General features: G+C 61.0%; 17 protein-coding genes and 2 pseudogenes. 6 read left to right on the forward strand and 13 right to left on the reverse strand.

From position 1 onward, the window contains the following. Positions 1–22: 22 nt before the first annotated feature. From wecC to HD598_RS04130, 8 genes and pseudogenes are all read right to left on the reverse strand, one after another. The gene (gene wecC / locus HD598_RS04090) at positions 23–1,255 is read right to left on the reverse strand and encodes a UDP-N-acetyl-D-mannosamine dehydrogenase (RefSeq protein WP_071893418.1); all 1,233 of its coding nucleotides are present in this window, start codon (positions 1,253–1,255) and stop codon (positions 23–25) included. A 196-nt stretch (positions 1,256–1,451) separates the two neighbouring features. Beyond that, positions 1,452–3,584, reverse strand: coding sequence for an acyltransferase family protein (locus HD598_RS04095; protein WP_183664005.1), 2,133 nt, complete (start codon positions 3,582–3,584; stop codon positions 1,452–1,454). A gap of 51 nt (positions 3,585–3,635) precedes the next feature. Then, positions 3,636–5,375, reverse strand: a complete 1,740-nt coding sequence (locus HD598_RS04100) for a glycosyltransferase family 4 protein (protein ID WP_183664007.1) — start codon at positions 5,373–5,375, stop codon at positions 3,636–3,638. Then, entirely contained in the window at positions 5,372–6,661 is a 1,290-nt protein-coding gene (locus HD598_RS04105) for a glycosyltransferase family 4 protein (RefSeq protein ID WP_183664009.1), read from the reverse strand. Before HD598_RS04105 ends, HD598_RS04100 begins: the two co-directional genes overlap by 4 nt. Before the next feature lie 76 nt (positions 6,662–6,737). Beyond that, positions 6,738–7,931 (reverse strand): LCP family protein, encoded by a 1,194-nt coding sequence (locus tag HD598_RS04110; protein ID WP_183664011.1) that lies wholly within the window; start codon positions 7,929–7,931, stop codon positions 6,738–6,740. A gap of 626 nt (positions 7,932–8,557) precedes the next feature. Then, positions 8,558–8,983 (reverse strand): annotated as a pseudogene (locus HD598_RS04120) (AAA family ATPase); the annotation flags it as partial. Between the two features lie 17 nt (positions 8,984–9,000). Beyond that, positions 9,001–9,372: pseudogene (locus HD598_RS04125) on the reverse strand (transposase); the annotation flags it as partial. A gap of 251 nt (positions 9,373–9,623) precedes the next feature. Next, positions 9,624–9,797: a YHS domain-containing protein gene (locus HD598_RS04130; RefSeq protein ID WP_221244593.1), complete on the reverse strand. Its 174-nt coding sequence runs from the start codon at positions 9,795–9,797 to the stop codon at positions 9,624–9,626. Between the two features lie 69 nt (positions 9,798–9,866). Here HD598_RS04130 and HD598_RS04135 point away from each other — a divergent pair, with 69 nt between their 5' ends. The 5 genes from HD598_RS04135 (at position 9,867) to HD598_RS04155 (ending at position 12,698) form a co-directional block, all read left to right on the forward strand. Beyond that, positions 9,867–10,073 (forward strand): hypothetical protein, encoded by a 207-nt coding sequence (locus HD598_RS04135; RefSeq protein WP_183664018.1) that lies wholly within the window; start codon positions 9,867–9,869, stop codon positions 10,071–10,073. A gap of 566 nt (positions 10,074–10,639) precedes the next feature. Beyond that, positions 10,640–10,879, forward strand: coding sequence for a hypothetical protein (locus tag HD598_RS04140; protein WP_183664020.1), 240 nt, complete (start codon positions 10,640–10,642; stop codon positions 10,877–10,879). 2 nt (positions 10,880–10,881) lie between these two features. Continuing rightward, positions 10,882–11,082 (forward strand): hypothetical protein, encoded by a 201-nt coding sequence (locus HD598_RS04145; protein ID WP_183664022.1) that lies wholly within the window; start codon positions 10,882–10,884, stop codon positions 11,080–11,082. Positions 11,083–11,346: 264 nt separating this feature from the next. Next, positions 11,347–12,036 (forward strand): DUF305 domain-containing protein, encoded by a 690-nt coding sequence (locus HD598_RS04150; protein ID WP_183664024.1) that lies wholly within the window; start codon positions 11,347–11,349, stop codon positions 12,034–12,036. Between the two features lie 41 nt (positions 12,037–12,077). Next, the gene (locus tag HD598_RS04155) at positions 12,078–12,698 is read left to right on the forward strand and encodes a DUF3105 domain-containing protein (RefSeq protein WP_260170487.1); all 621 of its coding nucleotides are present in this window, start codon (positions 12,078–12,080) and stop codon (positions 12,696–12,698) included. A 131-nt stretch (positions 12,699–12,829) separates the two neighbouring features. Here the strand turns inward: HD598_RS04155 and HD598_RS04160 are convergent, their stop codons facing one another. The 5 genes from HD598_RS04160 to HD598_RS04180 all read right to left on the reverse strand — a co-directional run bounded on the left by HD598_RS04160 (position 12,830) and on the right by HD598_RS04180 (position 19,256). Continuing rightward, the gene (locus HD598_RS04160) at positions 12,830–13,711 is read right to left on the reverse strand and encodes a F510_1955 family glycosylhydrolase (protein WP_260170488.1); all 882 of its coding nucleotides are present in this window, start codon (positions 13,709–13,711) and stop codon (positions 12,830–12,832) included. A gap of 236 nt (positions 13,712–13,947) precedes the next feature. Beyond that, on the reverse strand, positions 13,948–16,698 hold the full coding sequence (locus HD598_RS04165) for a heavy metal translocating P-type ATPase (RefSeq protein WP_311538948.1): 2,751 nt from the start codon (positions 16,696–16,698) through the stop codon (positions 13,948–13,950). Positions 16,699–17,233: 535 nt separating this feature from the next. Continuing rightward, on the reverse strand, positions 17,234–17,863 hold the full coding sequence (locus HD598_RS04170; RefSeq protein ID WP_183664030.1) for a DedA family protein: 630 nt from the start codon (positions 17,861–17,863) through the stop codon (positions 17,234–17,236). 282 nt (positions 17,864–18,145) lie between these two features. Next, positions 18,146–18,811, reverse strand: coding sequence for a vitamin K epoxide reductase family protein (locus HD598_RS04175; protein ID WP_183664032.1), 666 nt, complete (start codon positions 18,809–18,811; stop codon positions 18,146–18,148). Positions 18,812–19,055: 244 nt separating this feature from the next. Next, positions 19,056–19,256 carry a hypothetical protein gene (locus tag HD598_RS04180; protein WP_183664033.1) on the reverse strand — a complete coding sequence of 67 codons (201 nt, stop codon included), beginning with the start codon at positions 19,254–19,256 and terminating at the stop codon, positions 19,056–19,058. A 38-nt stretch (positions 19,257–19,294) separates the two neighbouring features. Between HD598_RS04180 and HD598_RS04185 the strand changes: the two genes are divergently transcribed. Further along, a complete protein-coding gene (locus HD598_RS04185; protein WP_183664035.1) occupies positions 19,295–19,702 on the forward strand; it encodes a MerR family DNA-binding protein in 408 nt (135 codons plus the stop codon). Positions 19,703–19,905: the final 203 nt, after the last annotated feature.

Consider the following 19,905-nt stretch of genomic DNA (forward strand, 5'->3'; position numbering starts at 1 on the left):
CCCACATTAGTACGCTATCTAATTAGCGCCACATACCACGGGTATCAATGACCTTCTTGCCCTCGAGCACGGAGCGGTCAAGATCCTTGAACGCCTGGTGATCAACAAGAAGCAAGACGATCTCAGAGTCAGCAATAGCCTTCTCCGTGTCAACCAGTTCCACGTTAGGAATAGCTGCCAAGGAGCTTGGCAGGATGTTGACGTGAGGCTCAGCAACAGCGATCTTGACGTCATTGAACTTCTGGGCAAGATCCTTGGCGATGGAGACCGCTGGGGATTCACGCAGGTCGTCAATGTTGGCTTTGAAAGCCAAGCCAAGGACGGCGATGCTGACATCGGATCCGGCATCCTTGAGAGCTGCCTCAACCTGGTTGATAACCCAAGCTGGCTTGGAGTCGTTCGTGACGCGAGCTTGACGAATCAGGCTAGCTTCTTCTGGAGCGCTGGAAACGATGAACCATGGGTCCACGGCGATGCAGTGACCGCCAACGCCTGGGCCTGGCTGGAGGATGTTCACGCGTGGGTGGTGGTTAGCCAGCTCGATGAGCTCCCATACGTCGATTCCAAGCTTGGCGGAAATGACGGAGAGTTCGTTAGCGAAAGCGATGTTGACGTCACGGTAGGAGTTCTCAACAAGCTTTGCCATTTCGGCGGTGGTGGCGTCCGTGAGGAGGATTTCGCCTTCGCAGAACGTCTTGTAGAGGTCGCGAGCAACCTCTGCCGCTTCAGGAGTGATACCGCCGACGATGCGGTCGTTGGTCACGAGCTCGATCATGACGCGGCCCGGGAGAACGCGCTCAGGGCAGTGAGCGAACAAGAGGCCCTTGTCCGCAAGATCGGGACGCAAAGCCAAGATGTGGTCAGCCAAGTGCTTCGTAGCACCTGGAGGGGAGGTCGACTCGAGAATGACCAGTTCGTCACCGGTGAGCTGCGGGGCAATGTTCTTGCCGGCAGCCTCGATGTAAGACAGGTCGGCAGTCTTATCAGCATTGAAAGGCGTTGGAACGGCAACGATGTAAGCATCGGCCTTTGGGGTTTCCAGCGAAGCGGAAAGCGTTCCGTCGGCAACAGCTGCGGCCACAAAAGTGTTCAGTTCTGGTTCAACGAATGGAACCTCGCCGCGGTTTACTGCCTCAACGGTGTTGGGGTTGACGTCAACGCCGATAACCTTAACACCCTTTGAAGCGAGAATTGCTGCGGTTGGCAGGCCGATGTAACCCAATCCAACGACTGCGACTGTCTTAATTTCCGGCATATGGCCTTCCCTCTTCTGGTATTCCCTCAGCACCAAAGCTGACGGATTCTGAGACTCGACGCTTCCCTCTCTTGTAAGACGGGGAAGTCGAGCCAGTTGCAATTATATGCGTTCGCCTCACGAATCCATTGACTCAATGGCGTCGTTACGTACGTCTACTGTGACACACACAGTAGCGTCACGTTGCCTGCAGACCTTATTTGCTGGCCACTAGCGTTGAGCCATCAAGCTGCTTCTCAAACAGAGGCGCTAGCGACTTCGCGTATTCAAAGGAGACATGGGACTTGTCGTGGAACGTGATGACCGTGCCAATGACACCGTAGCACCGCTCGCTGTCGCAGAAACCAGACGTCATATCCACGTTGAAGAAACGATCGCTCTTCATAGTTTCTGCCGCGTTTTTGATGTTCTGATCGCGAGAGAAAGATTCCTTGATAGTCGAGGAACACTCTGACAAGTTCTCTGAGTTCAGATCAACACATTCGGGAATGTTTGGCCCAAGGCGAGGAACCTCGTTGATGGCGATAACATCCTTGCCTGCCTCGATCCATTGATCCCAGGCCATCGTGAAGCCTTCGATTTGAGGATTAGACATCTCAATGTCAGCCGGCGCAACAAAGGTGCGGTCAATCGGTGACGCCGCAACAACGATGGCGTCGATTTCGGAATCCTTGGCGATCAGATCGACTACCTCGCGGTTCTTCGAGGTACAAATTTCAGCAACTTCCAAAGAAGCGCCAGTCATTCTGTTGAGGCCTGCGCGGTCTGCAATGGACGGTGTGCACGCAGACCGGGTGAAGGATCGAATGCTCCAGTTGTTCTTCTTGCCCAGCTCGTCCAGCATGGGAAGCCAAGCGCGAGCGTGGGAATCGCCCATGACTGCCACGGTCTTGGTGGCAGTTTCAGCGGAGGCACCAATCCGGCACTCAACAATCTTGTTCACAGTTTCTGCAGCTTGGCACTGCGGGAACAGAGGATTCTTCGGCTGCAGCGCCACCTTTGCAGCGGAAGGATTCGGTGCTTGTTCACCTTCAATAGGCGTGCAGTTATTCACCATCGCTGAGTACCCGTAGCAAGGGTCGCTCATGCTGAGAGTTGGACCCTGACGAGCGGTGATGATTGCGTTTGGCAGGATCAAGCTCACTGCCGTGATAGCGACGGCGCCTGCTACCAAGAAGCTGTAGGAGCGTCGTTTTTGCTTGATCCACGGCTTAATGCGGAACGGATCTTCAATCCAGACCTTGGTAGCCCAGGACAAGAGAATTGCGATGAGCAGGACAACGATCTTGTGATACCAGAAGAAGCCTGAATTCAAGATGTAGGGCGCCACGATGATGAGCGGCCAGTGCCACAAGTACAGGCCGTAGCTGATGTCACCCAAGAACTTGGCCGGGCGAATTGAAAGCCAACGGTGAACGCCGATGTACGGGGCGTGGTTTCCGGCGATCATCACCAGAGCGGTGCCGAGCACCGGAAGAAGTGCGGTGTATCCAGGGAACGGAGTGGCGCTGCTGTAGAGCACGCCGGAGGCCAAGACAGCCAAGAGGCCGATCCATCCAGCGATATTCGCGATAGGTCCAGTGAACTGCCGATGTCCCAAGGTCAGACCTACGAGAGCACCTACAACGAACTCCCAAATGCGGGTGGGGGTGACGAAGTAGGCGGACGCGGGGTCATAGGCGGTCAGCCAGATCGAGTAGCCCAAGCTAGCCAGCCCAATCAGGCTCAACCCAACAATGAGGATGGTTTTAACGCTCACAGCGCTCTTGGGCAGGAACTTTCGGAACAGGAAGAGCAAGAGGACGATCACAAGCGGCCAGAAGATGTAGAACTGCTCTTCCACCGACAGTGACCAGAAGTGCTGCACCACAGTGGCCGATTCGTCCTGCGCCGAGTAATCCACGGCCGCGGAGGCAAGGACCCAGTTCTGCACGTAGAGCGCCGAGGCAATGATTTGACGGAACGTGGCATCCCACATGGTGCTAGGAACCCAGAGGACTGCTGCGATTGCTGAGAACAGCAGCACCACAAAACCCAGCGGTAGGAGACGCCGGATGCGTCGAGCCCAGAAGCTGATGAGGCTGAGTCGCCCGTTCTCTTGGATCTCGCGGTAGATGTGCGAAGTGATCAAGTAACCCGAGATCACAAAGAACACGTCGACGCCGACGAAGCCACCGGGGAGACGCTCGGGCCACAAGTGGTAAATGACCACAAGGAGCACGGCAATAGCACGAAGGCCCTGAATTTCAGATTGGAACTTGCGTTGTGGTTCGGCAGGAAGTGCCGTCCCTCCAGCAGTGGGTGGTGTCACCTTAAGCGGCAAGGTCATACCTTCCGTTTCGCATAGTTGATTCAGGTCCAGGCTGCGTCCGCGTCCAGATCATCGAAGTTCAGCGCCCAAAGACTCGTACATCGCGGAGTATTTTCGTGCATTGGCACTCCACGTCCGGTCCTCGAGCACCCATTCTCGCCCGCGAGCACCAAGTTCTTCTTGAAGCTTCGGATCACTCAGTCCGCAAGCGATCGCCTCAGCCAAAGCCTCCGGAGAATCCGGCTCGCTCAAAATGCCATTGAAGCCATCCTGAACAAGCTCGCGAAGCGCTGGAAGATCCGAGGCCACAATCGCACGGCTACTCGCAGATGCCTCCACTGGTTTCAGCGGGGTCACGCTGCGAGTCACATCCAAGTCTTTTCGAGGGACGACAAACAAGCATAGTGCTTGATGATAGGTCGGCGTGAGATCTCGAGCCACTCGTCCGGTAAAGACAACCTTCTCTTCGAGACCGAGGTCTCTCACTTGGGTCTTCAGCGCTGGGAGCGACACGCCATCACCCACGATCAAAAGTCGGGCCCGCGGGAAGTCCGGAGTCAGTCGTGCGAACGCGTCTACCAGAACATCGAGTCCTTCATACGGGACAATCGAGCTGACGGTGCCAAGGTAATCCAGTGAAGGATCTAGTCCTAGCGCGGTTCGAGCACTCTCCATGGTTCCGGGCGTTTCGAGGAAGCTCTCCCCCACGGCGTTCGGGCAAATGAAGATCTTTGAAGGATCCACATCCTGGCGCATGAGGTTCTCCTGCATGGACTTCCCGAGTGTCACCACAGCATTCGCCGACCGGGCGGCTTCGGCCTCGCGTTCCACGAAGAGTCGGTAGCGCTCAGAGGTAGCTCGGTGCTCCGGATCTGCAGAGGCCCAGGTGTCCGCCAGTTGGCCGCGCACTTCATACACCCACGGAATCCCGAAGGCCTCCGCCACCGTACGCACTACCAACGCATTCACAAAGTGCGTGGTGGTGTGCAGGACGGCCGGACGAAATTCGCGGACCAACGCGCTGAGCTCATCGACGAACTGCTGGAGCCGGTGGTCCATCCCGGTCTGCAGTGAGTTGGGGATCAGCCGGTAGTAGGTGATGCCATCGATGACATCCTGTGGCTTGGCGTTCGGAAGACCAACGTCTAGCGGGTAACCCAAGCGAGTTACTGCGGCTACTTCCCAGCCCTGATTTTTGAGGGATACCAGGATCGAGTGCGAACGTTGCGCGTACCCGCTTCCGGTGTGCGGCAACGAATTGGTGAGGACCTGCAGGACCCGGTTGGAGACAGGTCGGTAATCAGCGAAGCGATGCATGACCGGCCCTTGGCCCCGGAAGGTGCGGTACTCGGAGAGATACCGTTCGCGCAGACGACTCGCTTCTCCCCCGAAATCCGAGAGTCGTTCAACAGCTTCCGAGAACCGGCCGTTGAACCACAGGAGCCGAGCTTCGCTGATGGCTTTTCGAGCACTATCCGGTGCACTGCTCAAGAGGCGCTCGGCGGTACCGATGTTTTTCGTTACCACGGCTATATCCGCAAGCTGGAGGCGTCGTCGTACTGACAAATCCTGCCCCGCGGACTGCTCCAGGTGCGCAGAAACCAACTTGTCCTCGCCGAGGATGGAGAGCGACATGTTGCCGATGAGCGATGACTCGCTAGTGCAGCGCTGAGCGAGCAAGCGGGCCAGGGGGTGACTGATCTTCCCTGGAACGCGCCGAGCAATCTGGAAGCCCAAGTGCACAGGGTCATCGGCTAAGTGGGACGCGGCAACGCTGGACATGACCCGCAGGTTCTTCAAAAGATTCATGAGCGTTCCTTGCTGTTCAAGATTGTGGCGCGGCCGGCGCGCGCGGTGCGGACTACGTGTTCCACCACGTCAACGTACTCTTGGGCCACGCTTTCAAAGGTGATCGATTGGAGCGCGCCAAAGCGATCGCCGCTTGCCGTATTCATGCGGGCGGGGTTCGCGCGGAGCTCACTCCACAAGCTGGCGACGGCGGCAGGATCGGCGGGCACCACGGTGGCGTTGACATTCTTGGCCAGCAAGAGCGCCGCTTCGCCTTGAACCACGCCGGTGATGTGACGGCCCGTGGCCAGCAATTCAAAGGTTTTCGACGGGATGGTCCACTTAAAACTTTCCCAGTCATCGCGCAAAGACACCACGCACGTGTCCGCCCATTCGTACTGGGCAGCGGCTTCGTCGCCGAAAACGACAGGTAAGAATTCGGCGTCCACGCCCAACCCGCGCGCATACTCGGTGAGTGCGTCCTTCTGGGTGCCGCTGCCTACAAAGCGAAGGGACACAGCCGGAGCGGCAAGCTTGGCGGCATCAATGATCAGCTCAAGGGCTTGGCTTTCGCCATGATTTCCCATGTACAACACGTGCAACGGACGTTCTAGTGGCTCGACGCCGTAAGAGGCTCGCTCCACTGATGTTAGTTCGCGCAACCGTGTTTCAGAGATGCCGTTAGGAATGTGGCGCACGGACTTCATGCCGCGGTGCACCAGAATGTCGCGGAATCCTTCCGTGACGGTAACAATTGCCGCTGCGCGGGATTGGATGGAATGAACCACGAATTCGAGAAGTCGTACCAAGCCTTCTTGCTTGAGTTGCGCTTCCCGAGCCAGATCCGGCCAGGCGTCGCGCATATCCACTATCAGGGGGCGGTGCAGCGCTACTGAAATCAGATATCCGGTGACCAGAGACGGGAGCGCCGGCACGGTCACGATCACGACGTCCGGTTTCTCTGCATGGAGCGCCGCATTAAGTGCTGCTCGCGGAATCATGAGTCCGGCGCTGAGTACGTTGCCGGCAAAACGTCCCACACGGGACTCCGATAACGCCAAAAGCGGTACCCGGAGAATCTGCTCACCGTGCGCGCCACGCTCGGCTGTGAAGCTCAGCTTGGCCTTCACACTCACCGCTGAGCGTTGCGACTGCTTGCTGCGAGGGACGTGACGGTCATCAGGCTGCGGCGCGATGACCGAAACGTTCCACTCCTTCCCCCGGAAGTGCTGGATGAATGAGGACCAGCGGCGCTGCGGGGCAGTGGACTCCGGAGAGTAGGAGTGGGTAATGAGTAACAGGCGCACAATTCGATCCTAAACTGCGCAGTGCGCTTGCCGGGGTCGCGGCGCGCACTCACGGGCACCGTGACGAACGACGAGGCTACTCACTTGCGCTGGAGGAGCTTGCGGAAGAGGTGCTTGCGGATTCGCTAGCGGACGACGACGCTGGTGAGGTTTCCACGGAATCATCCGTGATAGATCCCCCGTAAGCGTTGGTGCCATGGTTCGGATCATCCAAGAACGATTGAACATCATCATTTTGCAGCACTTCTGAGATGGACGCCATGGCGGACTCGTCTTGCGTGATGATGGACGCACCACCGGGACCGGTTTCGGCCTCGTCGGTAGGAAGCGTGAACATTTTAACGTTATCCAGCTTGATGTCTTTGAGCTGGAGCAAGAGGGCGCCGGCGGTCTGCGCGTCCAGGCTACTATCCACGCTCAGGTAGGGGCTGACTTCGTTGACGATAGTCGCCACGGTGAAAGGGTTGTTCAGCGTGCTCTGGTTCAACAGCTTGCGAGCCACGGCGCGCAAGAAGCGCTGTTGATTCTGTACGCGCTGGAAATCGCCATCTTCGAAGGCCTTGCGTTCCCGCACGTAGCGCAACGCGGCAGTGTCCTGGAGCTGGATAGTGCCCTTTTCGTAGCACGAAGGACTCTCTTGGCCGGAGCAGAATGCGATCGGGTTGTTGACCGTCACGCCGCCGAGTGCGTTCGTAAGTCCTTTGAAGCCTTCGAAGTCAATAGACACCACGTGGTCAATGGGCACTCCGAAGAGGCTCTCCATCGTGGAAACCACGAGTGGGTAACCGCCTAGGCTATACGCGGCGTTGACTTTGCGTTCGCCCTGACCGGGGATTTCTACCCAGAGGTCGCGCACCACGGACATCACGTACATGTTCTGGCGGTCTGCGGAGACGTGCACCAGCATGATGGTGTCGCTTCGCGCGCCGTCCTCACCCTTGTTCTCGGCGGTGTCTTGACCTTCACCACGCGTGTCAGAACCCAAAAGGAGAATGTTGAGCGCCCCGTCATTGGGGTCCTTCGTGAGCTGACCGTCGGCCCGCACGTCGATGGTGGTGGCTTGGGAAGAGTAGACGTTAGCAAGGTTGAGCAGGTAGCCAGCAATGACGGCAACCACAGCGACGATAGCGGCCCCTGTGATCCACCAGGCCCACTTACGACTCTTCTTTCGACCCTCTTCGCGAGCTTGCCGGCGCGGCCCAACTGCGTCGTCGGCTTCTACGCCATGTTCTTCTGGCGAAGGTCCCGCGCTTTGGCTCGAATCATTCATATTGGCCGCTGTTCACTTTCCACTGTGCCCCGTGTTCGGGTCAACGTCTACGAAGCCCATCAAGAGATGGCGCCGATCAATCATAAGGTGCAATTTTAGGTATTGGCTTTGCGTGCTCTGTCTACTGCCTGACTAGGCAGTAGGTGAGGCTTGCGAAGTTCTCTTTTTTCGCGGTTTGGGTTGGCAGCGCGGGCACCAGTAGGAGCCGCGTCCCATGAACGCGTCGCGTTTCATGAGCATCTCCGCACCTTCGGCGGCGCATCTCTTACAGACTGACCCTGCTTGCCCATAGGCGTTCAAGGAGCGGTCAAAGTAGCCGCACTGGATCATCACCCATACCCGCGCAATTTAGTAGACCGGCTACTTGCCTAAGGGCCACATCAAGGAGCAGCAGGCCTGTAGGGGATGCCGATCCGCTTACGGGCTGCGGGGTGACAAATAGCGCTGCGAAAAGACCGCTATTTATCGCTGCGAGTCACACCCTTTGGAAACGCACATTATCCGACCAGCACGGATCCCTCCTCAGTTATATATACGATCGTTTAAGTGACAGTGTGATTCCGAATCAGTCTGGTGTGACTGTTAGTTCGCAATGGCGGTTTTTTTCACGGCCCGGTTTGGCGGTTCTAGCTGATTCCAATGACGAGGGTTGAGCGGGCGGCCTCAACGACGTCGTCGGTGATGGTGCTGAGTTCGTTGATTTTCATGACCCGCTCGATTTGGGTGATGAGCCGGTCGATGAGGTGGAAGTTGCCTCGGGTAGTCCGCGTGACGGCTGCGATAGCCTAGGCGTCGGTGAAGCCTTCCGGATCCAGGGTCCGACCGAGTTTGTGCCACCGGCGCTCCAGAACGAAATGGAGCTCTTCCTGGGCGAGCGGACGGTATTCGTGGGCGAAGCCAACCCTGCTGTAGAGCTGCGCGTAGCGGCTGAACCATTTTTCGATCCTGTGCATGCCCATGAGGATCAGGGCTATGTTGTCCCGGTCGTACCGGTAACGCAACAGCCCCAGCGCCGTCGCGCTCGGCCTCTCAGATTCGTCAACGATAAAGACCACCGGGTAGTCGCGGTCAAGGGCCTGTTGGTCCATTCGGCCATCTCCTCCGAGGCCTTCGCCGTTATCCGGCTGATGGTGTCCTTGGAGACGGTGGCGCCGTAGACGTCATCGAAGTGCGCCGCGATCTCTCCGGTCGTCACGCCACGGGCGGTCAGGGACAAGACGCCCTTCTCGATCCCGTCCAAGCGGCACTGGCGCTCTTCACGATCTGCGGCTCCAAGCTGCCCTCGCGGAACATCGATCTCAACCGGGCCGACCTCCGTGAACACGGCCTTGGACCGGGTCCCGTTACTCACGTACCCGTACTCGGCCGGCCCGTGCCTCTCGTGGCCGGGGTGCTCGGTAATCTCCGCCTCCAGCGCAGTCTCGAGCACGTTCTTCGTCAGGCCTGCCAGGGTGGTGCAGTTGTCCGCGCAGTCAAGGTTGGTGCGGATGCGCTTGGTCAGCTCGGCGACGATGTCTTCGCTCAGGCACGCATCCGCGCAGGCGGTACACGCCTGCGCAATCAAAACACGCGGCGATACAATCTCCGGTGCGCCCGCGACGTTTCGAATCTCATGTGACGCGCCCCCTTTCCGCTGGAGGATCCCTAAGGTATGGGACCGGGCAGACTACAGCTCCGACAAGAGCTATTCCGTCAGGTGGCGGCTCCTGCGGCGTACCTTGCTGGAGTGGCCTTAAAACTGGTCGCGCAGGTCTGCGAGCAAAAGTAGTAGGTCCGGCCCTCGTACTCGGCGCTGGCCGCCGCGGTAGTGGGGTCCACGGCCATTCCGCAGACGGGATCGGTCACCAGCTCTGGTGCGTTGGACATGTATTCCTCCTTTGTTATCGGCTCCCCCACCATCAGATCGACGGCTGGCAGGGCTAAGGGGTGAAGTGGATGCGCAGCGCGTTCCCCTCGCGGTCCCGAATTGTGGGGGCAGGGAATGCGGCCGTTGTAGCTCCAGCCCGGGAAGGTGAAGTCCTTGTCCACCGCCACGATGCCTGCCGGTCCGTAGAGGACCGGCAGGCATCGGGAATGCTGTCTTCAGCAGTTCTAATCGTCGTCATCGCAGCAATCATCACAGCAGTCGTCGCCGCAGCATAGGGTGTTCATCCAGCTCACCTCCTCCGCTGTTAGTCGAGCTCAAACGTGGGCGTCACTAAGAGTTCTGCCATTCTGGTCGCGTGGCCAGGTGGACGGCGGGTTCGGCAGTGCAGGCAAGTCGAAAAGAATATCGGGGCAAGAACTAATATCAGCGGTCCACGAAACTTGGTGTGCCGGAAACAGGTTCAGCATGAGAACGCCCTCTTAAAGCTGGGCAGCGTCTGGCTCTTTAGCTTTCCTTCTTCTCCTATGTCAGATAGTACTGCCGTTCTCCCACCGAGGATAGGACGCGGCGCCAAGGCGCAAGGCTGGCTGCCCGGTCCTTTATCCGGGCTATTGATCATGCCCCACCCTTCCTCTTACAAAGAGCCCTGCGACCTTCATGGCAGCTCTTCCGAAGCTCCGGGCTACGTCCTTCGGCGCCCCGCGCCCTACACCTTTGAACTGATGGAGGGTGGCCTTCACTGACACGGGGCTGCCCCGCATATTTGAAAAGTCATCCGCCGCATGGCTACTATGTCAGATTGTAGGTAGGCTACTATGTCTGCTAGTAAATAATCGAAGGAATGCATGATGTTGATAGGTTCTTCCGTAGTGGTGGCCGCAGCGGCCGCGGCATTGGCTGCAGGGACCGTCATTACGGTACCGGCGGTTGCGGCCGCAACCCCCGTCCAGCAGCAGTGGCTTCCGAAGAGGGCAACCCCGGCATGGCGCGCATGCACGAACTTATGACCGAGGGCAACCCCGGCATGACACGCATGCACGAACTTATGGCAGCCCCCACCGACACCACTGGACGAAACTGACGATGACTAAGGCGTTGTCTGCAGAGCCGCTGCTGATGTCGTTCATGATGAGAGGCGAAAAGGGCGCTTCGCCGGACGCCTCCGCTGCCCCGGACGGGGCACAGCACCCTCGCTCAGAGACCGAACGCAGCCGCACCTCCGAGCAGCAGGACGACGCAGCCACTCGTGATGCCGTCGATCCAAGTGATGAATACGTCATCTGACGGCTAGAAAGTTGCATGGGGAATTGGGGCCCGGAATCGTTACCCGACCGTGCATTCCGGTCTGCAGCGGACGCGGGTATCCAGGGCGCTTCCGCGGGCTAGCATGGTTACGAGTGTTGGGGAGGGAGCTGTTTTCCTCCCCAACCCTCAGCCTAACGAGCATGTCGTATGCCCGACTTGTAAGACGTTCCGCGGATTCAGTCGGATCGACCGCCCCTCAAGACGCACGTGACAGCTGACGTCGAAGCCGACCAAAGGATTCCCATGTCCCTTCCATCCGCAGCTCAGCCATACGTTCCGGAACGGGTTATCCTCCCGCTCCGGGCCGGTTATCTGTGGTTTGGCTTCGTCACGGTTGTTGTCCTCACCGCGCTGGTCTTTTTTGCTATCGGCTGGTCGTCCGCCACGCCGCGGCCCGTGTCGGATACGGGGGCGGACGCCGGGTTTGCCCGGGACATGCAGGCACACCACGCCCAGGCCGTCGAGATGGCCCTGCTGATCCGTGACAAGTCCAGTAACGAGGAGATCCGGGCTGTCGCTTACGACGTTGCCACCAGCCAGCAGCACCAGAAGGGGCAGATGTACGCCTGGCTGCAGAACTGGGGGCTGCCGCAGGCACGCTCGATCGCGCCCATGGCGTGGATGGAGTCAGAGGCCGGCGGTCATGGAAGCGGTTCGGCGCATGCGGGGCAGAATGGTGCAGGCGGCGCTGAGAGCGCGATGGAGGGCATGGCCACCCCTGAGCAGATGCAGGCGCTGCGCGGGTCCTCCGGCGTCGAAGCGGACCGGCTGTTCACCGATCTGATGATCCGCCACCACCAAGGTGGCGTGGCCATGGCGTCTGCCGGAGTACGCCTGGCCGAGACCTCCACCGTCCGCGAATTCGCGGCCCTGATCGTGGACGCCCAGACTGCCGAAATCACCGCACTCCAAGAGCTGCGCAGCAGACTCTGACCGTCCTAAGGAAAGCGAGAACACAGATGCCGTCACCCAAGATGAGCGCCGAGGAACGAAAAGCCCTTGTCAAGGCAATGCAGGCCAAACAACGCGCCGACGAACGGCGCAAGGCATGGTTGATCTACGGCACCGGCGGCGCCGTCATCACCTCGATCATCGCTGCCACGGCCTTCGTCGTCGTAGGGGAAGTCCAAAAACAGGAAACGGTCAAGGCTGAGGCCGCCCGGCCAATCGAAGGCGCCCAGGAATTCCCGGACCAGTCCAGAAACCACGTCTCCGGCTCCGTCAGCTACCCCCGGAACCCGCCAACCGGTGGTGACCACGCGCCGGTCTGGACAAACTGCGGTACCTACACCGCCCCGGTCGAACCGACCAGGGCGGTGCATTCCCTTGAACACGGTGCCGTCTGGCTCTCCTACCGTCCCGACCTCCCCCAGGACCAGGTCGCCGAACTGACCTCACTGGCCGGCAGCCAGGATTACCTCCTGCTCAGCCCGGTGACTGAGCAGACCTCGCCTGTTACCGCCACAGCCTGGGGCAAACAGCTCTCGGTGGACAGCAGCAGCGACGAACGCATCGCGACCTTCATCAAGAAATACCGGCAGGGCCCCGACGCCCCCGAACCCGGAGCCGTTTGCACCGGGGGCGTCGACGGCTGAACGCGGCAGCACCCGTGCTCTCCGGGCAGCCCTGCGCTTCAGCGACGCGAGCCGAGAATGAGGCCCTCAGTCAATCCCGCTAAACCCGGACCAGAGGGCCTTCCCCGTTGGGGAAGGCCCTCAAGTTGAAGTCAGGACGGGCTGTATGGTGCGAAGTTGGCGCCACCGTCGGTGGAGACCAGGACGCCCTCCCCTGTGGCGGCCCAGATGTTCAGTTGACCGTCGGCCGCTTTGGCTGTGGTGATGGCCTGGATCTCCCCGTTGACGTTTCCTTTACGTGCCCACGTCACGCCCCCATCGGAGGAGTAGTGGACTGCTCCGGAGGGCTCGATGCCTATCGCGTCAGCGGTGGTGGCGAAGGCGGCGAACTGAACGACGGGTGCGGAGCCCAGCAGTTGCCAGGTCCTGCCGCCGTCGGTGGAGCGCTGCAGTCCTTGCTCGGTGGTGGCCAGGACGGTGGCGCTGCCGGGGTTGCCTGCCAGTACGGCGGGCTGGAACTCGGCGGCGGATGTGTTCCAGGTTTTCCCGTCCGGGCTGGTGCGGAGTATTCCGTCAGAGGCCACTATGCCGCTTTTGGTCAGGGTCATGGCGTGGAAGTCGGACTCGCCCTGGCGTGAGAGCTGTTCCCAGGTCTTGCCGCCGTCGCTGGACCTGATCAGGCCCACCGGGTTCGGAAGGGTCGATCCCTCCCCCGGGTGGCCGGACGCGTAAAAGACGCCCTCATCTTTCGTGGGCGAGAAGCCCATCAGGTCATTGGTCGGGCCGATCTTGACGGCCGGCTTGGAGGTGACGTCGAAAAGGCCGTCGTGAGTCGCCAGCATAATTTTTCCGGAGGCTTCCTCAACGGCAATCCCATGGATGTGGGCGGACGGATAGTCGCCGACGGCTGTGGAGGAAGATGATTTGCTGGGGGCTGCCGGTGCGGCGCAGGCGGACAGCGCCAACAGCAGCACCGCTGCCGCCGCCGGCATGCCGGCGTATCGGATAGGGCGCAAACGGCTGGTGGATGGCATGGAGGCTCCTGGAAGTGATTGTCATTGCGAAGGACGGCGCATCGCCGGAACTGCGGAGATCCCGCAGGGCGGAGGCGCCCGAGGCCGCACCGATGGTCTTTTATGCCCACCCCGCTCATCATTCCCGGCCGGCACGGCGCGGAGGGAATTTGCGCGGGTCCTTTCCGGCCCTATAGCCAGACGGTCATCCCGCCGATTCCAGGGCCCGGCTCCACATTGATCCGGATACATGAGGCTCAACGGCTTCCTTCTGCCACGTTTCGGCTTTGGGTTTCTTCGTCGTGACGGGATCCCGTCGTGGCAGGGGCCTTGAAGGTGTTTAGGCGGGTGGAGTTGACGACAACGCTGATGCTTGACAGTGCCATGGCGGCTCCAGCCACCATCGGGGACAGCAGCGCTCCCGTCCACGGGTAGAGCAGGCCCGCCGCGAGGGGGATTGCGGCGGTGTTATAGCCGAAGGCCAGCACGAGGTTTTGCCGGATGTTGCGCATGGTGGCCCGTGACAGGGCTACGGTCTTGTTCAGTCCGGACAGTTCACCGGACATCAGTGTGACGTCGGCGGCCTCGATGGCGACGTCGGTTCCGGTGCCGATGGCTATGCCGACGTCGGCCTGCGCCAGGGCAGGGGCGTCGTTGATGCCGTCGCCCACCATGGCCACCAGTTTCCCTTCGTCCTGGAGTGAACGGATCTCGGCTGACTTGTCCTGGGGCAGCACGTCGGCAAGTACGCGTTCGATGCCGGTCTGCCGGGCGATTGCCTCCGCGGTCGCCTTGTTGTCTCCGGTGATCATGATCACCTCGAGCCCGTTCCGGCGCAGTTCAGCGACGGCGTCAGAGGAATCGGGCTTGAGCGTGTCCGCCACGGCGAGGATCCCGGCCGGTTTTCCGTCGACGGCAACATACATGGGCGTTTTCCCATCCTTGGCGAACCGTTCCGCCTCGGCCTCCAGTGCGGCGGTGGCGATTCCGGCGTCGGCCAGAAGCCGGCTGTTCCCGATGAGCACGTCGTAGTGTTCCACTGTTGCCCGGATCCCTTTGCCGGTGATCGAGTCGAAAGCGGTCGCCCGCGGAAGGTTGCCGTTTTCGCGGGCGCCGGCGACGATGGCAGCTGCGAGGGGATGTTCGCTCTCCGCTTCCGCAGCCCCGGCCAGGCGCAGGAGTTCCCCGGCGTCGTACCCGGGGGTCGGGACGGTGTCAGTAAGTGCAGGTTTTCCGCGGGTCAGTGTTCCGGTTTTATCCAGCACCACCGTATGGAGCTTGCGGACTGTTTCCAGGGCGGCGGCGTCCTTGACGAGAACGCCCAGCGCTGCGCCCTTGCCGGTGGCAACCATGATCGACAGCGGAGTAGCCAGACCCAGTGCGCAGGGGCAGGCGATGATGAGCACACTGACCCCGGCCACCACGGCCAGGGACAGGGAATCACCCACCGTAAACCACAGAACGAAGGTGGCGATCGCGATGAACACCACGGCAGGCACGAAGTAACCGGACACGGCGTCTGCCAGCCGCTGGATCGGCGCCTTCGAACTCTGCGCCTCCTGAACCAGCCGGATGATCTGTGCCAGCGCCGTGTCCGCCCCGACGCGGGTGGCGCGCATGGTGAATGCCCCCGTGCCGTTGACGGTCGCGCCGATGACGGCGTCGCCGACATGCTTGGTCACCGGCAGGCTCTCACCGGTCACCATGGATTCGTCCACAGCCGAGCGGCCCTGGATGATCTCACCGTCCACAGGGATTTTCTCACCCGGCCGGACCCGGATCTCGTCCCCGAGCCGGACGTCGTCGACCGCCGTCTCGATTTCCTGTCCGTCCCGGATCACCCTCGCGGTTGCGGGAGTGAGGGCTATCAGGGCCCGGATGGCGTTGCCGGTCCCGGCCCGCGCCCCGGCCTCCACGAGCCGGCCTAAGAGGATCACCGTGATGATGAAGGACACGACCTCGTAATAGACCTCCCGGACATCGGCGGGCAGGACCTGCGGGGCAAAGGTCACGACGAGGCTGTAAGCGAAGGCGGCGGTGGTGCCGAGGGTGATGAGGCTGTTCATTTCGGCCGAACGGTTGGCGAGGGCGTGCCATCCAATTCTGTGTACCGGCCACCCGACGACGAGCATGACCGGCATAGTCAGAAGCAGCTGCATCAGCGGACTTTGCAGGGCATCCGGCACATACCGGTCGTCGATGAAGTACGGCCCCATCGCCCCGTACAGGACCGGCAGGGTGAGCAGTGTTCCCAGCCCCACGCGCCAGCGCAGATCGCGCAGTTCGGCCTCCCGGGACTTGGCCTCCGCGTCCTCCGTATCCGCCGATCCGGGCTGCGCCCGCAGCCGGGCCGGAAAACCTGTGGCTTCGGTGACGGCGCGTTCGAGAGCCGGAACGTCCGACTGTTGCGGGTCGTAGAGAATCACGGCCCGCTCGGCGCCGAAATTGATGGTGGCGCTGTCCACGCCGGGGATCCGCCGGAGTACCGCCTCGGCCCGGCCAGTGTCTATCGGCATGCTGCGCAGGGCGCCGGGAAGCATGAATTCGGCCCGTTCGGGCCGGTCCTGCTGCTCAACCATGGGCCCCACACCGACCGACCGCGCCGTCTCCCCGCCCCTGTTCCGAGCGCCCGACGGCTCGGACGCCGGAACTGGATTGCCGCCGGCAGGCATCGGGTCCACGGCCGCACGCCGCTCCTCCGTGATATCGCCATCTTGCCCATCCCCCGCTGTACCACCGTCGGACGGTTCAACGATCAGCCGACCGTGAAGCATGTTCATGCCGCACGCCCATGAATACTCGCCCGGCTCATCAACGGTCAGGTCCAGGACCGTCGTGTCGAAGGCCGCCAGCGAGACGCTCTTGCGCAGATCCGGAAACACCACCCGACTCGTGCAGTCGCTGTTGTCCTGCCGGTCGAAACGAAGCTGCACCGGAACCCCCGCCGTGACGCGCACAAGGTCCGGCGAATATCCCCCCGCGGACCGCGATATCGACGACCTGCACACCCCCGCGAAACTCTGCCGAAGCGGCCCGGCGCGGGGCAAAGAAGTACCAGGCGAGAAACCCCACCAGGACCGCGCCGGCGAGAATCACAACAACATCATCTAGGTTCATTGCCCTTCTCCCATCTACGGAACTACTCCACCCTTACCCGTCTCAACTCCGCGTTGCACGATGACGTTGCGGCCGTTTCAGCGTCCGGCGGAAGCACCACACGACCTCGGACTTCGGCGGTGTGCAAGCGGTACTCCTCTGAATACTATCCTGCATAGTGGCACTGATTCAGTTTGCGCCCTGGGGCTGGTCCGGCAACGTGATTTGCTGTAAGCAGATCACAGTTGGCACCGCTGGGTTGAAGGCCGCTGTTCTGTCTGTACGGTCAAATGCTCTGATGAGTGGCGACGGGCACCTCCCAGCGTTCGTCCTGTTCCGGATGACGACGTGATTAAGTGTCAAATTGGCGATTGTGTGCCCTGCAGGGCGAGGAGGACGCGGGCTAAACCGTCATTCTTATGGCCGCCTATCTCCTCCATGTGGAGCTCAAGGGCCGGGGGCCGGCTCCTCGACTTCGTCCAGGCGTCTCTCCCGGAAGCGGCTGATGACCAGATCCAGCAAGATACCCAGAGTGACGGCGCAGACGATCGCCAGAGCTACTGCCAGAAGGTGGTTGTCCCTGAACCACTGCCCGAAAAACAATCCGATCGTCACCGAATAGCCGGCCCAAAGGCTTCCGGAGACGGCTGTCAATGCGATGAAACGCCTACGGGGGTAATGCGTGGCTCCGGCGGTGAGATTGACCGCGACTCTGCCCACCGGCACGAAGCGGGCGACGATGATCACCGAGGCCGCACGTCGGTGGAGCTCCCTGCCGGACCGGCGGAAGGCGGTCTGGGCGTGTTGCGACCGCATCCAGCGAAAGCGTTGTAGACCCACTTTTCGACCGATGAGGTAGGCGACGTTGTCGCCTGTGAAGGCGCCGACGGCTGCCAGGAGGAACAGCAGCCACGTGTTGGGTACGCCGGCGCTGGCGGAAACGGCTGCCAGCCCCACCACAACGGATTCGCTGGGTATCGGAGGAAAGAAGCCGTCGACGATGCTGCAGGCCAACACGAGCAGGAGCACCCACGGTTGGCCCGCGGCCGCCAGGATGAAGTCGTTGATTGCCTGCACAGTTTCCTAACGCCTGGCCCGTCCTGTTCTCTCCCGGGTTGTCGCTAGCGGCTATCCGGGACCCGGGGGTGGGCGATCCGACACTCGGTTGCTGCGTCGGATCCTAACGCAAAATCTGCGACTCCAGCGGCTGCTGGTCCGCGTTTCCCCGCGTGCAAGCCCCCTGCCGAGCACTGGCCACGACGGTCACGTCCGGCGCGGCCGGCGTAGCATTTGGCGGGGATTGCCGGAGCCGCTGCCGTCCGGCGGCAGCGCAGCAAAATTTGCTGTTATGGCGCAGCGTTACTGCCCGGAGGTCCCGATGAAGACGGGGATAAACCGGAAGAATACGGTAGCAATGACCGCCACATACAAAAGCGTCACGAGCATCCATCCCGTGTCCCCGATCAGGCGGGCGGCGTGCGCCGGCAGCCTGAGAACCCCCGAGGTGATGTTTCTGATGGTGACCCAGACGAAGAGGGGGATCATCATGGCCCAGACCGCCATGCAGTAGGGACAGAGGATGCCGATCACGTACAGTGCCTGGAACCACAGCCAGCCTACGAAGGCCATTCCCAGCGTTACGCCGACCTGCAGACCGATCCAGTACCACCGGGCGAAAACGGCCCCGGAGAGCAGGGCCATGCCGGTGGTGACTATCACGGCAAAAGCCACGATGCCAATGAACATGTTCGGGAAGCCAAAGAGTGAACTCTGCCAGGTCTTCATCACTTCGCCGCAGGAGATCCACGGATTGATGTCACAACTGGTGATGTGGTTGGGATCCCTCAGAGCCTCGAGTTTCTCGAGTGCCAGGACTCCGGAAGCGATCCAGCCGACGACACCCGTGATGACCATCAGCAGGCCAAAGGGCCTGTTACGCGTGATGGAGGGGACATCCGGAACTGCCGCATCGGCGTTCTGAAGCCCACCCGTGGGAGCCGAATATTGTTCCGTTGTTGGCGCCATGAATTTGCAGTCCTTGGGTCGGGGTCACTGGGAGGATTGTATAGGGAGTGCCGTCGGGTGGCACCCCCCTGGTGGTGGCTGCTGAACCCAACCGCCAGCGCCTTGTCCGACGCCGACGTAATCGGGGTGCCGGTTTGAGCCTGACCGTCATCCTGTTGGTCAAAGCGGCGACGGGTTAACCGGGTATGCCGAACGCCGGCTGGGAGGACACCCGGCTGTCAAGCATGCTCCCGGGCGGCGCGGTTCATGACCCCACACCAGGCGCGTCTCCGCCTCCTTGTTCCGGATGTTGTTGCCGGGCGGTGAGGCCCGCGTGGCTGTCCACCAGTGCTTCCTCCGCATCGGAGTCCTCCATCTCACCTGCGGCGCACAAGGGCTTGGCCCGGCCGGACAAGCGTGCATGCAGGGACGCCGTAGCGGCATCGAGCTGCTTCTGGAAGAACACTTAGCTGATGGCAAAGGAACGCAAACGGTGAAACTACCATGGAAGCCATCGTCCGGGATTGCGGGCGTACGGCACCCCAACGCACCGGATCCGGGTACAGGGACTACGACAGTTCCTTCCTGGGAAGATTGACCTTCATCCGGTCAGCTCAAAGCCTGGGCATCACGCTGGATGAAATCAGGGAAATTCTCCTGTTCAGCGAGCGTGGTGAAGCGCCGTGCTCATACGTTCGGAGCGTCCTTACGAGTCAGCTGGACGGGATTGACGCGCGAATCCGGGAGCTGGAACTTCTACGGGACCAGCTAACGGAAATCGTCTCCGGCGCCGAAGACCTTCCCCCTGCGGCTGCTGATTGCACGTGCAGTTTGATTGAGCACGTGCGACTGAAGACCGGGCACACCGCCAAAGCTTCACCTGGCGGCTTCGCCGCAGACCAGCTCAGCTGAGGAGCCCTTCGCCTGTTTCGAAGCAGGCTTCGGCCGTTTGCAGTCAGACCGAAGCGACATTCCCAACCCCCGCTAACAGGAAGCTCTAAACCTTGCTCGCTGGAAGGCCACCCGGTAGCAGCCGTGACCGCTTGACCTTCCATTCGAGTGGAAGGTTTAGATTGGATTCAGCACACAGGACGGAATTTCCTAACCCCGGTCAG

The organism is Neomicrococcus aestuarii, from assembly GCF_014201135.1.
GTDB lineage: Bacteria > Actinomycetota > Actinomycetes > Actinomycetales > Micrococcaceae > Neomicrococcus > Neomicrococcus aestuarii.

Bases quoted from the DNA above. Each gene is read 5' to 3' on its own strand.
- wecC (WP_071893418.1), bottom strand. From the start codon at position 1,255: ATGCCGGAAATTAAGACAGTCGCAGTCGTTGGATTGGGTTACATCGGC.
- HD598_RS04095 (WP_183664005.1), bottom strand. From the start codon at position 3,584: ATGACCTTGCCGCTTAAGGTGACACCACCCACTGCTGGAGGGACGGCA.
- HD598_RS04100 (WP_183664007.1), bottom strand. From the start codon at position 5,375: ATGAATCTTTTGAAGAACCTGCGGGTCATGTCCAGCGTTGCCGCGTCC.
- HD598_RS04110 (WP_183664011.1), bottom strand. From the start codon at position 7,931: ATGAATGATTCGAGCCAAAGCGCGGGACCTTCGCCAGAAGAACATGGC.
- HD598_RS04130 (WP_221244593.1), bottom strand. From the start codon at position 9,797: ATGTCCAACGCACCAGAGCTGGTGACCGATCCCGTCTGCGGAATGGCC.
- HD598_RS04135 (WP_183664018.1), top strand. From the start codon at position 9,867: ATGCGCAGCGCGTTCCCCTCGCGGTCCCGAATTGTGGGGGCAGGGAAT.
- HD598_RS04140 (WP_183664020.1), top strand. From the start codon at position 10,640: ATGCATGATGTTGATAGGTTCTTCCGTAGTGGTGGCCGCAGCGGCCGC.
- HD598_RS04145 (WP_183664022.1), top strand. From the start codon at position 10,882: ATGACTAAGGCGTTGTCTGCAGAGCCGCTGCTGATGTCGTTCATGATG.
- HD598_RS04150 (WP_183664024.1), top strand. From the start codon at position 11,347: ATGTCCCTTCCATCCGCAGCTCAGCCATACGTTCCGGAACGGGTTATC.
- HD598_RS04155 (WP_260170487.1), top strand. From the start codon at position 12,078: ATGAGCGCCGAGGAACGAAAAGCCCTTGTCAAGGCAATGCAGGCCAAA.
- HD598_RS04160 (WP_260170488.1), bottom strand. From the start codon at position 13,711: ATGCCATCCACCAGCCGTTTGCGCCCTATCCGATACGCCGGCATGCCG.
- HD598_RS04175 (WP_183664032.1), bottom strand. From the start codon at position 18,811: ATGGCGCCAACAACGGAACAATATTCGGCTCCCACGGGTGGGCTTCAG.
- HD598_RS04185 (WP_183664035.1), top strand. From the start codon at position 19,295: ATGGAAGCCATCGTCCGGGATTGCGGGCGTACGGCACCCCAACGCACC.